We start from the raw sequence: 15877 nt of genomic DNA, 5'->3' as shown, positions 1-15877 counted from the left end.
GATCAATAAGTTTATATCTACACACTAAAAATATTATAAACAATAATATGATCGTCGTAATTGATATAAAGTTGTTTTCGATAATCTTGTTTTTTGCGGGTTATAATCGAGAGTTTACAATCTTTTCCGTCATTGTCTTTACACATAAAAGAGTAAACAATATCAGTATCGTTTTCTTCACGTTCGATATAATCTTCAATATTGAAAAGCTGAATTTCCATGGAATACACCACAATTCGGTGTTTGTTGGTATCTAAAATAACCGATAGATTTACCAAATCAAGATTGGACCATTCGCCCCATTTTCCTTTTTCATTTTTTTCTAAAACACTAAATCCCGATGTTTTAAATTGATAAGACTGAGCTTGAGCTTGTTGCAGACCAAATGACAAAAAAAGGATTAATATGGAGATGCGTATAGTATTCATAAAAATATTCTTGCAGGTAATTAAAACTCAAATTTAGCTTTTTCTTTCGAAGCAACTTCAAAATCAGCTATCATTTGTTTGATAATTTGTTCTACCGGCAAAATTTCATGAATAATTCCTGCTATTTGACCAATTTCAAGTTCGCCTTCTTCAAGATTGCCCTCAAACATTCCTTTTTTGGCTCTTGCTCTTCCTAAAAGTTCGATTAATTCTTCTTTCGAAGGGCATCTTTCATATAAAGCCTGAACATCCTGATAAAACTTATTTTTGATCAATCGCACCGGTGCCAATTCCTTTAGCGTTAATTGTGTATCGCCTTCTTTTACATTCACAATCGTTTGTTTGAAATTAGCATGCGAAGATGATTCTATTGATGCCGCAAAACGACTTCCAACCTGAACACCGTCAGCGCCCAAAATCATTACCGCCAACATTCCTCTTCCCGTAGCGATTCCGCCAGCAGCAATAATTGGAATCTGGATTTTTTCCTTAACCATTGGAATCAATGTTAACGTCGTTGTTTCATCGCGTCCGTTATGTCCACCCGCTTCAAAACCTTCTGCTACAATTGCATTAACTCCGGCTTCTTGTGCTTTTAAGGCAAAAATACTGCTGCTAACTACGTGAACAACCGTAATTCCTTTTTCTTTTAAAAAAGAAGTCCATGTTTTAGGATTTCCCGCCGAAGTAAAAACGATTTTAACGCCTTCTTCAACCACAATATTCATGATTTCTTCAATGTTTGGATATAACATCGGAATGTTAACCCCAAACGGTTTGTCAGTTGCTTTTTTACATTTCTGAATATGTTCTCTTAAAATTTCAGGATACATTGATCCTGCTCCAATAAGTCCTAAACCTCCTGCGTTGCTAACTGCTGATGCTAATTTGTAACCACTATTCCAAATCATTCCGCCTTGAATAATTGGATATTTAATATTGAAAAGTTGCGTAATTCTGTTCATTCAAAAATGCTGTTATTGTTTAATTATCTTTCCTGTTTTATGCAAACCCTCGGCATCAAAAGCATAAAAATAGAGTCCGCTTTGTAAAGATGCTACAGAAAGAATTGGATCTTGATTTGTTATTTGTTTTTCGATTACTTTTTGTCCTAAAACAGAATAAATTTTTACCGAAGCAGTATTATTTTGATCAGAAAACAAAAACGAAACTGTGGTTTGAGCTGGATTTGGATATATCGAAAAAGCAGAAAGTGCAGTTTGATAATCTTCAACACCTAAAGTTGATCCGAAATTTGGAATTCCGTAACCATAATTATTATTTGGTGCCGAATATCGATCAGAAGATTCAAGTACCATTTGTCGGATTTGTTTATTTGTTTTAGTCGGATAAGCCTGCCACAAACAAGCAATCATTCCTGCCATAATTGGGCACGAAAATGAAGTTCCGTTTACAGTATTAATATTTCCATTTGTGTCAGAAACAACAGCCGCCGTCCCTTGCGCCATAACATCCGGTTTTATTCGATTATCAAAACTTGGTCCAATAGAACTGAAACCAGATCTCACCTTGGCCGCTGTAACAGAACCAACCGTTATAACTGAAACTGCATCAGCCGGACTACCAATATGAGGTTCTGTCGTGTTTCCTTCATTTCCTGCCGAAGCTACTACCACAATTCCTTTGCTAAAAGCAATTTCGGCTCCACGAGAAATAAAATTTGTAGTCCCGTTCATATCGCTATAAGTATGGGTATAATTAGGATTATCAAATTCAAAATATCCTAGCGAAGTTGTAATAATATCTACTCCAAAATAATCAGCTTTTTCGGCTGCTTCAACCCAAAGTGATTCTTCTACAGGGTTTTCAGTAGCATCATTTTCAGTAATAAACAAATAAAATGACGCACTTGGAGCAGTTCCTACCAAAGCATTTACTTTGTAACCGCCAATCGTAGAAAGCACCATTGTACCATGATCATCACCTGTGTAAAAGTTATCGTTTCTGGTTACAAAATTATATCCGCCTAAAATCTGATTATTAGTAATAAGATTCTGAAACGGTTCAGCAGTATTTACGCCAGGAAAACCTGCATCTAAAACTGCAATTATTTTTCCTGTACCTGTAAAGTTTTGTTGGTGTAAAACCTGACCATTAAGCATCTGTATTTGATTTGCCGAGTTTCCGTAAGCATAATCAATTGTGGTTTTAAGTTTATCTTTTGTCTGCGAAATTTTATTCTCCGAAACCTTTTTACCGGTTGCATTCAAAGTTTTATCTGCAAAAACTACTTTATCAACAAATGAAAGTAATTTTAAAGCTGAAATATCAGTTTGAGTTCCACGAATATGAAGTGCATTCATCCATTTGGATTGTGCCATTACAACAATTCCTGTCGCACTTTTTACCTGATTGATATAAGTTTCTTCTAATGGAACATCTCTAAGATCTAACGGAATATTCTGATTGGTTCTGCGTTCTAAAGCGCGTGCCGAAAGCATCTCAGACGGATTATCTAAAAAATGCTGAGAATTTGGTTTATCTTTAAAATATACCCAAGCGTCTTCTTGCGAAAACATTACAGTCGAAAAAACCAATAAAAGAAATGTGTAGTAGTGCTTCATAGTTTACTTTTTTAGAAGGAAATCCTTTGTAAAAAAGTATAAAGCTAAGAAATTACTCCCGAACCAACTAATTCATTATCGAAATACCAAGCCACAAACTGACCTTCTGTAATTGCAGATTGTGGTTCTTCAAAACTAACGTACATTCCATCTTCGAATTGGTGTAAAGTTGCTTTTTGCAATGGTTGACGATAACGAATTCTCGCCATAACTTCCATTGTTTCTCCAACTTTTAAAGCCAAATCAGTACGAATCCAGTGTACTTCAGATTTTTCGATAAATAAAGCTTTTTTAAATAAACCAGGATGTTGACTTGTTAAACCTGTATAAATAGTATTAGTTTCAACATCAGTCGCAATGATGAATAACGGATCTGTTGTTCCGCCTACATTCAATCCTTTTCTTTGTCCAATTGTAAAATAATGAGCACCTTGGTGTTTTCCAACTACTTTTCCCATTGTTGGAAGATAATCTCGCTTTTTAGCTTCCAATTTCAATTCTTCTTCCACTGATAAACCAGATGATTTTTCGATGGTATAAATAGAATCATTTTTATCAATCTGAACAATTTTACCCTCTTTTGGCTGCAATTTTTGTTGCAGAAATTCCGGTAAACGAACTTTCCCGATGAAACATAATCCTTGAGAATCTTTCTTTTCAGCAGTTACCAAATCCATTTCAGCAGCGATTTCGCGAACTTCTGGTTTAGTCAAAGCACCAATTGGAAACAATGATTTAGCCAATTGCTCTTGTGATAACTGACATAAAAAATACGATTGATCTTTATTATTGTCTGCTCCGGCGATTAATTGGTAAACGGGCTTTCCATCAACTTCGATTTCATTTTTTTGACAGTAATGTCCAGTTGCAACATAATCAGCGCCAAGACTTAAAGCAATTTTCATGAAAACATCAAATTTGATCTCGCGATTACAAAGCACGTCAGGGTTTGGAGTTCTTCCTTTTTCGTATTCGTTGAACATATAATCAACGATTTTTTCTTTGTATTCTTCACTTAAATCGACAGTTTGAAACGGTATTCCAAGTTTTTCAGCTACTAATAAAGCATCATTACTATCTTCTAACCACGGACATTCATTAGAAATAGTAACGGAATCATCGTGCCAATTTTTCATAAAAAGCCCAATAACTTCGTACCCTTGTTGTTGCAATAAATAAGCAGCAACACTAGAATCTACTCCACCAGAAAGTCCAACAACTACACGTTTCATTCTAAATCGTTTATATTTTTACAAGGGTGCAAAGATAACTCAAATTATAGATTATTAAGATAGTTTTGATTAGTTTATATAATGCCACAGTAGATAAAACTTATTGTTTTTTTTAATTACTTTTAATTATCAATAAAAACATCATGCAAAAATACATTTACAGTCTGTTTTTTCTATTCATTGCAGTTACTTTAAGTGCTCAGAGATATTCTGCGTCATTATCAAATTATGAGGCTTATAAAGCATTTAGAGGCAAGCCTTTATCAGATAAATTTTCGAATATAGAATCTGTAAAAGTTATCTATGATCTAAAAAAACAAAAAATGTACTACTTCAATAGTAGTCTGATTCTTTTGCATTATGACTTTGTTACCAATTATTTAGGATATAGCCAAGACTTAGAAATTTTTAACAATGAAAATTATAGTGATACGATGAAAGACAGAGATTTCTTTCTTGGAAATCTTAATCATATCAAAGGAACCGAAAAATGGATTCTCGAATTAGCAGCTTCAGATCATATGCCACTTGAATCAATTGAACGATTTTATAATTTAATCGTAAAATCGACTTTTATTGGTTCAAATCTAAAATTCTACCTTAACAATCCTACTCAAATGGAATGGTTTCAACAACAAAAATTCAAGATTCCTTGTGTGAAATCAGATTATATTTTTAACGAAATCAAATATCAGGAAGTTGTTGCGGGAACAAATATTGGTATTCTGAAACAATATAAAATCAAAGACTTAGAGACCATAAAACCAAATCCAGATGAGATTATTGTTTTGGACGGAACGCCCGATATTTTGCCCAATGTAAGAGGAATTATCGTGAATGAATTGCAAACTCCATTAAGCCATTTAGTGCTTTTAGGCAAAAACAGAAAAATTCCGATAATGGCTTACACGACAGCTTTGCAGGATAATAATATCAAAAGATTACTTTCGAAAAAAGTAGAACTAAAAATCGAAATTGATACTTTTTACATCAAAGAAACCACTAAAAAGATTGAGCAAAAAGCTATTACCAAAAAGAAAAAATTAATCATTGACAATAGTGTTACGGACTTAGTAGATCTAGCTGTAATTCCAAAAAAGGGAATCAATTATATTGGCTCTAAAGCGCAAAACATGTCTTATTTAATCGCTATTTCAAAAGAAATTCCTTTTAAAACTCCCGAAGATGCGCATGCTATTCCGTTTTATTTTTATACCAAACACATTCAGAAAAAATCAATTTCACCTTTAATTTCAGAGCTTTTAGAAAATCCTCATAAAGATTCTACAGTTTGGATTAACAAACAATTAAAAAAGATTCGCGATGCAATAAAAAAAGAATCAGTAGATCCGGATTTAATTGCAAAACTGAATCAAACTTTTAAAAATGCCGCCTTTAAAAATTTCAGATTCAGATCATCGACTAATGCCGAAGATTTAGATGATTTTAATGGTGCCGGATTGTACGACTCAAAAACCGGAATTCTAGGCGACAGCATTAAGACATTTGAAAAAGCGATTAAACAAGTTTGGGCAAGTGTCTGGAATGAAGCCTCATATAACGAAAGAGAACTTTTTGGCATCGATCAGCATAATATCGCAATGGGAGTTTTGGTGCATCGTTCTTTTCCGGATGAACTGGCAAATGGCGTTGTAATTACAAAAAATATCTTCCGAGAGAATTTCCCGGGTATAACTGTTAATGTTCAAAAAGGAGAAAACTCAGTTGTAAAACCTGAAAAAGGAGAAATCTGTGAGCAATTTGTCGCTTATCATTTCAATTCAGGAAAAGACGATACAGATTTTGATGTAGATTATACTTCAAACTCGAACTTAAACAATAATGAACCCTTATTAAGCCGAAAAGAAATGAGCAGACTTTTTCTTGTCAGCTCAAAAATTGAAGAGAAAATGTATCGTTATTGGAGAAAAAACCGATATCATCCGGTTGATATCGAGTTCAAGATTGTTGGAGAAAACAGAGATTTATATATCAAACAAGTTCGTCCTTTTAATGAATAATCAATAAAATACCTGAACATCAATTTCGTTTGAAACAGTATTTATATTCACAATTTTAAAATCAAAATCATCAATATTTATTTTTTGTTGAACTGATTTTCGAATAGTTTCATTATCCAAAGAAAAACCATTTTCCAAGGCAATTTTCACATCAACTATATTCAGATATTTAGAAGCTTTTTTATTAACTATAACAGAAGCAATAATATAAAATCCAATAATTGTAAACTGAAAAAACAAAAGCACTTCTATCTTTTCATACGGATACATAATGTCTAAAATAGAAAGTGTAATTGTAGCAAAAAGAAAAATGATCGCGTTTACTGTGAACGATTGGGTTCTAAATCTTAAAATCGAGAAAATAGCAAACAATCCAAACCCAATTCCAACGCCAATCTCGATTTTTGTAAACAAATAACAAAGCGAAAAAGTACAAAGTCCAACAATAACCATCAGCGGATTTATGGTTTCATTATCTTTTCTATTGGAGAAAAAATACAAAATCAAAATTGAGAAAAACAATAATAAAAATCGTCCTGAAAGCTCGTTTAAATCCATTTAATTGAAATGTTAGGTCAATCAAATTTAGAAAAAAGTTTGTCACGAATTTTTCTTTTTTGATATTTAAAAAAAAGTTGCCACGAATTACACGAATTTTTACTAATTTTTCTTCGCATAGTCGAAGTAAAAAATAATTCGTGAAAATTCGTGTAATTCGTGGCAAAAAATAGTCCGCTTTAAGCGGACTTATATAGAGATCTATTCAGTTTTAGGCTTTGAATCTGCCTGATAATTGCTTTTTGGATCACTCATATTTACTTCTTTGGTTAATTTACCTTTTAAGTAAAATTGCCATCTTCCCACTTTTTTTCCATTCAAAAATTTCCCTTTAGAAGCAACAGCTCCTTCCGAATCATAAAAAATAGCATCACCATTATATTGGTCATTTACATATGTAGTTTGTTCTAAAAGAGTTCCATTTTGTCCGTATTTTTTATAAATACCTTCTTTTAGTCCATTCTTATACGTCATTTCTTCCGCAACTTTAGCATTTGGATAATAAACCGTTCTTGAACCTTCCAGTTTACCGTTTTTGTAATTCTCAAGCGTCATAAGCACTTTAGAAGCTTTATGATAATACTTCCATTCGCCTTCATTACTTCTGCCAATTACTTCACCTTCACTTACTTTGTTTTTATTCTGATCATAAAAAATATTATAAGCGCTTCCATCATTGGCACTAAAATCACGAGTAGCCACAACATCGCCTTTTTTAGTATCATCAAAATATTTAAATATACCCGTTTCTTTTCCGTGACTAAAAGTGCCTTCATATCGAGGACGTTTAGAAACTTCATAAGTTCCTTTCCAAACACCATCTTTCTTTCCGTTGGCGTCCAGTTTATTAAAATCTTGTGCCGATACTAAAACAGCATTTAAGAAAACTAAAGCAATTACTATTTTTTTATAAATCATATGATATTCGATTTTAAACTTTAACGAAAATGACTTTGATAAAGTATATTTCAGATATAAAAAAATCCCGATTACTCGAGATTTTTTTACTTATTATTTCTTTTTACCTTTTGCAGCTTCTTGTTGTTCCATCACTTCTTGAAGACGTTGTTGAAACTTACTTTGCTTTTTAGGCTCTTTTAATTTATTCTCTTGAATTTGAGCATGAATTTTGTCCGTATCAACAATATAGTTTTTGATTACAAACATAATTCCAATTGTAATTAAGTTTGAAATAAAGTTATACAAACTCAAACCTGCACCATAACTATTGAAGAAAATTAACATCATTAATGGTGAAACATAAATCATAATTTTCATCATTTTTGCCATATCCGGCATACCTTCTTGTTGAGGCGCAGCCATTTGCTGATCTCCAGAAGTCATTTTCATGTAGAAGAAAATCGCAATTGCCGCCATAATTGGAAACAAACTAATATGATCTCCATACAACGGAATGTGGAATGGTAATTTTACAACAGCATCAAATGATGATAAATCGTCTGCCCAAAGGAAACTTTTTTGTCTTAACTCAAAAGCTGATGGGAAAAACTGGAATGATGCATACATAAACGGAAGCTGAATCAATGCCGGGATACATCCTGCCATTGGGTTTACTCCTGCTTTATTGTACAGTTTCATTGTTTCTTGTTGTTTCTTCATTGGGTCTTTTTTGAATTTTTCTCCCAACTCTGTAATCTCCGGACGTAAAACTTTCATTTTAGCCTGTGACAAGAATGATTTATATGTAATTGGCGACATCGCCAATTTGATAATAATTGTAAAAATGATAATTGCAATTCCTAATGACAATCCAATTGTAGAACTTAAGAATCCAAATAATGGAATGAAAATCCATTGATTGATCCATCCGAAAATTCCCCAACCTAATGGAATAATTTTTTCGAAGTTTTTATCGTATGATTTTAATACTTTATAATCTGATGGTCCAAAATACCAGCTCATTTTATAGTCAACTTCTCCATTAGAAAAAGCTAAAGGAACTGTTGCTCTAAATTGCTTTACAAATGTTGTATCTAAACTTTCGTCTTTTACTAAATCATCAGATTGCAACTTTGATTTTTCGAATGGTTTATCAGTAGATAAAATTGCAGCAAAGAAATGTTGCTTAAAAGCAATATAACTTACTTTTTCAGGAGTATCTTCTTTTCCTACACCGTGACCTACTGAACTGTATTTTTCATCACCATATTCATATTCAATCTGAGCATATCTCTTTTCAATAGAAACGCTTTTCTCGTTTCTGTAACTTTTTAAATCCCATTGTAAATCTAATGGTTTAGCAGAATTTAAAACTTTATTCAATCCTTGAGAACGAACATCAAAACCAACTAAATAGTCGTTTGCTTTCAGGATATATTTATATTCTAAAAATTCGTTTGCACCAGCCTTCAAACGCATAGTCAGAATTTGATCTGCTCCGTTTTTAGTTAACGTTGGTTCAAAATATAAATCCTTAGTGTTTAAAGTTCTGTTATCAGTTGTTTGTAACTGAATATTTAGATTAGAATTATTATCTTTAATTAATTCTACTAATTGACCTGAATTTTTCTCAAACCTTTTGAACTCTTTCAACTTAGCTTCTACTATATAACCACCTTTGTTGGCGATTTTAAGTATCATTTTTTCGTTTTCAATAGTCGTGAAAGCTTCTTTTGCAGAAGGAAGTGTCGCTGAATAAGCAAAACCGCCTAATGTTTTTTGCAATTGTGCCAATTGAACTGTATCACCAGGAGTTGTAGCCGCAGCAACTGGTAAAACAGCTGTTTTAGTTTTATCCGCTTTAGCTTGTGCTTCTTGTTTAGCAACTAATTCTTTCTTGGCTTTTTCAGCAGCAATCTCTTTATCAGAAGGTTGATTTTGGTACATAATCCAAATCAAAATTCCAAATATCAATACAAAACCAATGATTGAATTAAGATCAAATTTTTTTTCTTCCATTATAATTTAAAAAAAGTTATTCGTTAAAGGCTATTAGTATGAGTTTAACTCAAAAGTTACATCCTTCAGAATATTAATTATTATTTTTTGTGCGCATTTACCGCAGCAGCCACAAAGTTTACAAAAATTGGATGTGGGTTTGCCACTGTACTTTTGTATTCTGGGTGGTATTGAACACCAATGAAAAACGGGTGATTTTCAAGCTCTACAATTTCTACTAATCCTGTATCAGGATTTACTCCAGAAGCTTTTAAACCTGCCTTTTGTAATTCATCAGCATATTTATTGTTGTACTCATAACGGTGACGGTGACGCTCTGAAATTGTCTTTTGACCGTAAATTTTATACGCTAAAGTGTTTGGTTTAATATCACATTTCCAAGCACCAAGACGCATTGTTCCACCTTTATCAGTAATTGTTTTTTGTTCTTCCATCAAATTCACAACCGGATGAGACGTTTTATCATTCATCTCAGTCGAATTCGCATCAGTATAACCTAAAATATTTCTTGAATATTCGATAACAGACATTTGCATTCCCAAACAAATTCCGAAGAATGGAATATTGTTTTCACGTGCATAACGAACTGCTTCAATTTTTCCTTCAATACCTCTTTCTCCAAAACCAGGGGCTACTAAAACTCCATCAAGACCACTTAATTTCTCAGCAATATTATCAATATTGATATGCTCAGAATGAATAGAAATTACATTTACTTTGGTTTCGTTTGCAGCACCTGCATGAATGAACGCCTCTAAAATAGATTTGTAACAATCCTGCATTTCTACATATTTCCCAATCAATCCGATATTTACAGTATGTTTTGGATTTTTTAATCTGCGTAAGAAAGTATTCCAGTTTTTTAAATCCGGAGATGCTTTTTTAGGTAAATCTAATTTTTTCAAAGCCACAACATCTAATCCTTCTTCAAGCATTAAATTTGGAACTTCGTATATTGTTGAAGCATCAATTGACTGAATAACTGCTTCTTTTTTAACATTGCAAAATAAAGCTAATTTTTGACGTAATTCCTGAGACAATTCATGCTCAGTTCTACATACCAAAATATCTGCTTTGATTCCACTTTCCATCAAAGTTTTTACAGAGTGCTGTGTAGGTTTTGTTTTTAACTCCCCTGCAGCAGCCAAATAAGGAACTAATGTTAAATGAATTACAATTCCGTTATTTTCACCTAATTCCCAAACTAATTGACGAACAGACTCTATATATGGTAGTGATTCAATATCACCAACCGTTCCACCAATTTCAGTAATAACAATATCATAATCGCCGGATTTACCCAACAATTGCATTCTGTCTTTGATTTCATTTGTAATATGAGGAACAACCTGAACTGTTTTTCCTAAAAACTCTCCTCTTCTTTCTTTTTCAATAACCGAAAGATAAACTCTTCCTGTAGTAACGTTATTTGCCTGAGAAGTAGGAACATTCAGGAAACGCTCATAGTGACCTAAATCTAAATCTGTTTCAGCACCATCATCTGTTACATAACATTCTCCGTGCTCATACGGATTTAACGTACCTGGATCTACATTTATGTAAGGATCAAATTTTTGAATAGTTGTACGATATCCTCTTCCTTGTAACAATTTTGCTAAAGATGCCGCGATAATTCCTTTTCCTAATGAAGAAGTCACACCGCCTGTAACAAAAATATATTTTGTTTGATTCATTCTGTTGTTGTTTGTATTGTAGTTGTGTAAAAAACTTGGCAAAAGTACAAATTTAATTAGATAATTTATCAATTAGAGAATGAGATAATTTGCAAATTTTTAATTAGATCAATTACTTGGTTTTGTAATCGATAATTTTAAGATTTTATTAGGATTATTTTTGAAGAATACTCTTATTTAGGTTTGGATATTGTTTTCCCGGTTTCATTTCTTTTATAAAGATATTATTTAGCGCTATGCCTTAAATTATCAAAGAAACGTTCGATTAATCTTCGGTCGGCAGTAATGATTTCAGCAGTTCCTTTTGCTTCAGCATGAAAATTCAATTCTACTCCATAATTGGTTTTTAAACCAGAAGGCAAATCTATATCTACCAGATACGAATTAACTTTATTTTGATTATCTGATAGTGTTTGTTGGTTTGTAACCAATGAGATTCTTTTAACTCTTCCTTTTATAGAACCATATTCATTAAAAGGATAATTGTTAAGTTTTATAATTACTCTTTGTCCTATTTTGACCTTCCCTGAACCATTTTCAGGTAAATTTACCTGACCAATAATTTCATTATTATTAGGTACAATTTTAAACAATTCCTGTCCTGATTGGATATAATCATTGCTTTTTATGAAACTTAAAAAATCAACTTTCCCATTTATCGGAGCAACAAAAACATAAGTACGCTCCCATTTTTTTATAGCATCAATCAAATCATAATAACTATTGAACATCGTTATAATCAGTTCTCTTTCTTTTGTAGATTTTTCTATGGCAATGGTCTGATCTCTGTTTTGAGCTTCTTTTATCTGATAACTTGTGTTATTAATTTCTTTATCAATTGCATTATAATCTAATTCACTATTAGCTTTTGCAATAATAGAACGTTCTATATCAGCTTTAGAAGTCACATCTTTTGTATATAAAGTGGAATCTTTTGTAAAAAGACTTTGAGAAGTTTTATATTTTACTTTTTGATTTTGATAATCATTTTTTAACTGATCAAATTTCTTTATCTGTAACTCTAATAACTTTTGATTTATTTGTTTCTGAATTTCATAAGGTTGTTGAACTGTATAATCTAAATATTGATACAAGGAATTTAAATAGCTAAAATATTTATTATTCATTTCTCCTAAAGATAAGTTTTCAGGAAATAAATGACGATAACTTTTGTAATCAATCTTATGAATATTGATCTTATGAAGCATTCCATCTAACAATTGAACATCCTTTAAATTGGCTTCATTCTTTATATAAGCAATATATTCGCCAGTTTTTACATTAGCTCCAGATGTGTTTTTTAGTAAAATAATATTTCCCGATGTTGAAGTAATTAATTTAATTGGTGCTTGTTGTGTATTTATAACTATTTGTCCTGCCAATACTGAAGGATATTTTATTAACCATCCAAATAACAATAACAACAAAACTAATCCTATAGCTACGGCACTAATTATTAAGCCAAATTTAGTTGGCATCCTTTCAATTATCGAGGCTACTTCTTCGGTTCTGTTTTCTTTAAGCGTTTTATGAAATCCTTTACTAGCCATTTATTGTATCTCCTATTTGCGTTTTTACTAACTGATAATAATGTCCTCCTTCTCTTGTCATCAAAGTATCATGATTTCCAATTTCAGATATAAAACCATTTTTAAGTACAATAATTTGATCTGCTTTTCGAATTGTACTTAATCGGTGTGCAACAATAATTACTGTTTTATTTTTAAAAATCTCTTCTAACGCTACTACAATCTTTTGCTCATTGATAACATCCAAGGAATTTGTTGCTTCATCAAAAAATAAATAATCCGGATTTTTATATAAAGCTCTGGCAATTAAAACACGTTGTTTTTGTCCGCCACTTAAACCTCTTCCGTTTTCTCCCATCATAGTTTGATAACCTTTTGGCATAGCTTCAATTTCTGCTGCTATATTTGCTACTGTCACTGCTTTTTTCAACCTTTCATAATCAATATTTTCATCATCTAAAACAATATTATTTTGTATTGTATCACTAAATATTTTTCCATCTTGCATTACAGCACCACAGCTTTCCCTCCATTGTTTTAAATTAATATTTTGGATATTTAAATTTCCCATAGCCAATTCTCCATGAGTAGGTTTATATAATCTCAAAATAAGTTTAAGCAAGGTTGTTTTCCCACTTCCACTATCTCCTACAATTGCTGTAACTTTTCCTTCCGGAATCATTAATGATATATTGCTTAAGATGTAATCGCTGTTTCTGCTATATTGAAAACTGACATTCCTTAAAAATAAACTTTTGTCTTCCGGAAGTTTGATACTATTATTAGCATCGTTTTCCTCTTCATTTTCGAGTTCATGAATTTCGTTAAGCCTCAAAAAACTGATTTTGGCATATTGTCCCGATTGTATAAAAGAAATAAACTGCATAATAGGACCATTTAACATTCCTATTATAAATTGAGTTGAGATCATTACTCCAAATGTGATATCTCCTTTGATTACTGATTTTGCACAATAAAAAGTAATAACCAGATTCGTTAATTGATTGATAAATTGCGCTCCCAAATTTTGAGCATTTGTAATTCGCAATATTTTTTGATCTATCTTAAATAACTGAACTTGCAAAGCTTCCCACTTCCATCTTTTTTGCTTTTCGTAATTGTTTATTTTAATATCCTGAATACTTCCTATTGTTTCTACCCAATAGCTTTGATTTTTAGTATGTATATCAAAATATTCCCAATCTAGCTTTTTTCTAAACTGAAGAAAAAATAGTACCCAACCAATAAATAATGTACTGCCAATTACATAAATCAAGCATAAAATTGGACTATAAATAAAAAGGATAATTCCAAATATGAAAAAAGTTAGAATTGAGAATACAAAATTCAAAGAGTTATTCATGATAAAATCACGAATACGCTCATGATCCTGTGCTCGCTGCAGAATATCTCCGATGAGTTTATTCTCAAAAAAAGTAATGGGTAATTTCATTAATTTAATGAGATAATCCGAAATTAAAGAAATATTAATTCTTGATGTAAGATGCAGCAATATCCAATCCCGGATCATATTGCTTAACAAGATGCTTACTATAATGGTAATATTGGCAATTAAAACAAGATCGATAAAATCTAAATCATTTGTTTGAATTCCAACATCTATAACTGCTTTTGAAATAAAAGGCAAAAAAGCCTGCAGAATTGTAACGATCAACATTACAACAAACAGGTTTATAAAACTCTTTTTGTATGGAGTGAAATAACCCAGGAAATTTTCGAATGTTTTACGACGTTCTAATTTATCGTTTATAGAACGCTGTTTAAAATCAGCCATAGGTTCCATGGCTAGAACCGCACCTATTTTAGATTCTTTTAACCAACCTGCTTTAAAATTTTCAAATGAATATTTCAATAAACCTTTTGCCGGATCAGAAACAAAAACTTGTTTGTTACTTATTTTATAAACTACGATAAAATGCCCGTCTTGCCAATGCACAATACAGGGCAACGGAATAGTTTGTAATGTATTAAAATCTATCTTGATACTTTTGGTACGCAAACTGATGGCTTCGCATGCGTCACTTAAATCCAAAAAACTAACACCTTCACGCGTTATACCACATAAATCGCGTAAAAAAGGCAGGCTATAAAACCTGCCGTAATATTTAGCTATTATTTTTATGCAAGAAGGACCACAATCTTTTGCATCGAGCTGGAACTCGTGGGGAAAATTGAACATTTTGATTTTTTATTTATAAGGTACCATTAAGAAATTAAGCGTTAGCGACCATTTCTCCCACAAATCAACATTAACACCTTTGTTCTTAGCTGAAACATAAGTGACTAAATTTTTAAAAACAGATAGAATTTCTTTCTTTATTTTTTCTGCCTCTTTTTGATTTCCGCTAACTCTTAATATTTTCACATCCAAATCATTCAAATTGTTAATCTGTAATTGAACAGATGCTTGTCCTTTATATTTCGACATAATTGTAGAAAACTTAAGTCTTCCCATTAAGAGACTACTAAATTTAGGATTTAAACTATTGTCTATAATAAGCAGATATTCTTCTTTTTTATAAATAAACTTAGGTTTCTCGTCAACATCATTTATTGACATTATTGAACCGTTTCTAAAATCAGGACAATTATACTTTATTAACTTTAATGCCTCTCCATCATTTAATAAATAAGCTTGATAGAAATGCTCGCAAGCATTTTCGTTTTCTTCTAGTTTTAATTCTGATCCCGCAAGGTTATACCAACCATTTTTATTCTCAGAGTCAAGATTTGTTACCTTCGTGTAAATTTCTTTTGCCAATAAGAAATTATTATCTAAATATGCTTTTTCTCCTTCTATCATCAATCCATCTATTACATTAGTTTGTGAAATACCGATTTGGCAAAAAAGCAGAAACAATAAATTCAATTTAATATATTTCATAAAATC

At 31.7% G+C, this 15877-nt stretch carries 12 protein-coding genes; 1 reads left to right on the top strand and 11 read right to left on the bottom strand.

Annotated elements, in window-relative coordinates:
* Positions 1-17 precede the first annotated feature (17 nt).
* From CHB81_RS14965 to mnmA, 4 genes are read right to left on the bottom strand one after another with little or no spacing between them, the layout of a single operon-like run.
* Complete coding sequence (locus tag CHB81_RS14965; RefSeq protein ID WP_089352666.1) at positions 18-428, bottom strand: hypothetical protein; 411 nt, start codon at positions 426-428, stop codon at positions 18-20.
* 20 nt (positions 429-448) lie between these two features.
* Positions 449-1393 carry a nitronate monooxygenase family protein gene (locus CHB81_RS14960; protein ID WP_089352665.1) on the bottom strand — a complete coding sequence of 315 codons (945 nt, stop codon included), beginning with the start codon at positions 1391-1393 and terminating at the stop codon, positions 449-451.
* A 12-nt stretch (positions 1394-1405) separates the two neighbouring features.
* On the bottom strand, positions 1406-3013 hold the full coding sequence (locus CHB81_RS14955; protein ID WP_089352664.1) for a S8 family serine peptidase: 1608 nt from the start codon (positions 3011-3013) through the stop codon (positions 1406-1408).
* A 44-nt stretch (positions 3014-3057) separates the two neighbouring features.
* Positions 3058-4245: a tRNA 2-thiouridine(34) synthase MnmA gene (mnmA, locus tag CHB81_RS14950; RefSeq protein WP_089352663.1), complete on the bottom strand. Its 1188-nt coding sequence runs from the start codon at positions 4243-4245 to the stop codon at positions 3058-3060.
* A 143-nt stretch (positions 4246-4388) separates the two neighbouring features.
* On the opposite strand from mnmA, the gene CHB81_RS14945 reads away from it, so the two are divergent.
* Positions 4389-6266, top strand: a complete 1878-nt coding sequence (locus CHB81_RS14945) for a PEP/pyruvate-binding domain-containing protein (RefSeq protein WP_089352662.1) — start codon at positions 4389-4391, stop codon at positions 6264-6266.
* Here the strand turns inward: CHB81_RS14945 and CHB81_RS14940 are convergent, their stop codons facing one another.
* The 7 genes from CHB81_RS14940 to CHB81_RS14910 all read right to left on the bottom strand — a co-directional run bounded on the left by CHB81_RS14940 (position 6267) and on the right by CHB81_RS14910 (position 15871).
* Entirely contained in the window at positions 6267-6824 is a 558-nt protein-coding gene (locus CHB81_RS14940) for a DUF4956 domain-containing protein (protein WP_089352661.1), read from the bottom strand.
* A 201-nt stretch (positions 6825-7025) separates the two neighbouring features.
* A complete protein-coding gene (locus CHB81_RS14935) occupies positions 7026-7742 on the bottom strand; it encodes a toxin-antitoxin system YwqK family antitoxin (RefSeq protein ID WP_089352660.1) in 717 nt (238 codons plus the stop codon).
* Between the two features lie 93 nt (positions 7743-7835).
* Positions 7836-9743, bottom strand: a complete 1908-nt coding sequence (gene yidC, locus CHB81_RS14930) for a membrane protein insertase YidC (protein WP_089352659.1) — start codon at positions 9741-9743, stop codon at positions 7836-7838.
* A gap of 80 nt (positions 9744-9823) precedes the next feature.
* Positions 9824-11437 carry a CTP synthase gene (locus CHB81_RS14925; RefSeq protein WP_089352741.1) on the bottom strand — a complete coding sequence of 538 codons (1614 nt, stop codon included), beginning with the start codon at positions 11435-11437 and terminating at the stop codon, positions 9824-9826.
* 224 nt (positions 11438-11661) lie between these two features.
* Positions 11662-12987, bottom strand: a complete 1326-nt coding sequence (locus CHB81_RS14920) for an HlyD family secretion protein (RefSeq protein ID WP_089352658.1) — start codon at positions 12985-12987, stop codon at positions 11662-11664.
* Positions 12980-15166: a peptidase domain-containing ABC transporter gene (locus CHB81_RS14915; protein ID WP_089352657.1), complete on the bottom strand. Its 2187-nt coding sequence runs from the start codon at positions 15164-15166 to the stop codon at positions 12980-12982. Before CHB81_RS14915 ends, CHB81_RS14920 begins: the two co-directional genes overlap by 8 nt.
* Positions 15167-15175: 9 nt before the next feature.
* Positions 15176-15871 carry a hypothetical protein gene (locus tag CHB81_RS14910; RefSeq protein WP_089352656.1) on the bottom strand — a complete coding sequence of 232 codons (696 nt, stop codon included), beginning with the start codon at positions 15869-15871 and terminating at the stop codon, positions 15176-15178.
* Positions 15872-15877 lie beyond the last annotated feature (6 nt).

It is taken from the genome of Flavobacterium sp. ov086, assembly GCF_900187965.1.
In the GTDB taxonomy this organism is placed as follows: domain Bacteria; phylum Bacteroidota; class Bacteroidia; order Flavobacteriales; family Flavobacteriaceae; genus Flavobacterium.
The sequence above is the reverse complement of the archived record's forward strand: the minus strand, read 5'-3'. Positions and strand labels throughout refer to the sequence as shown.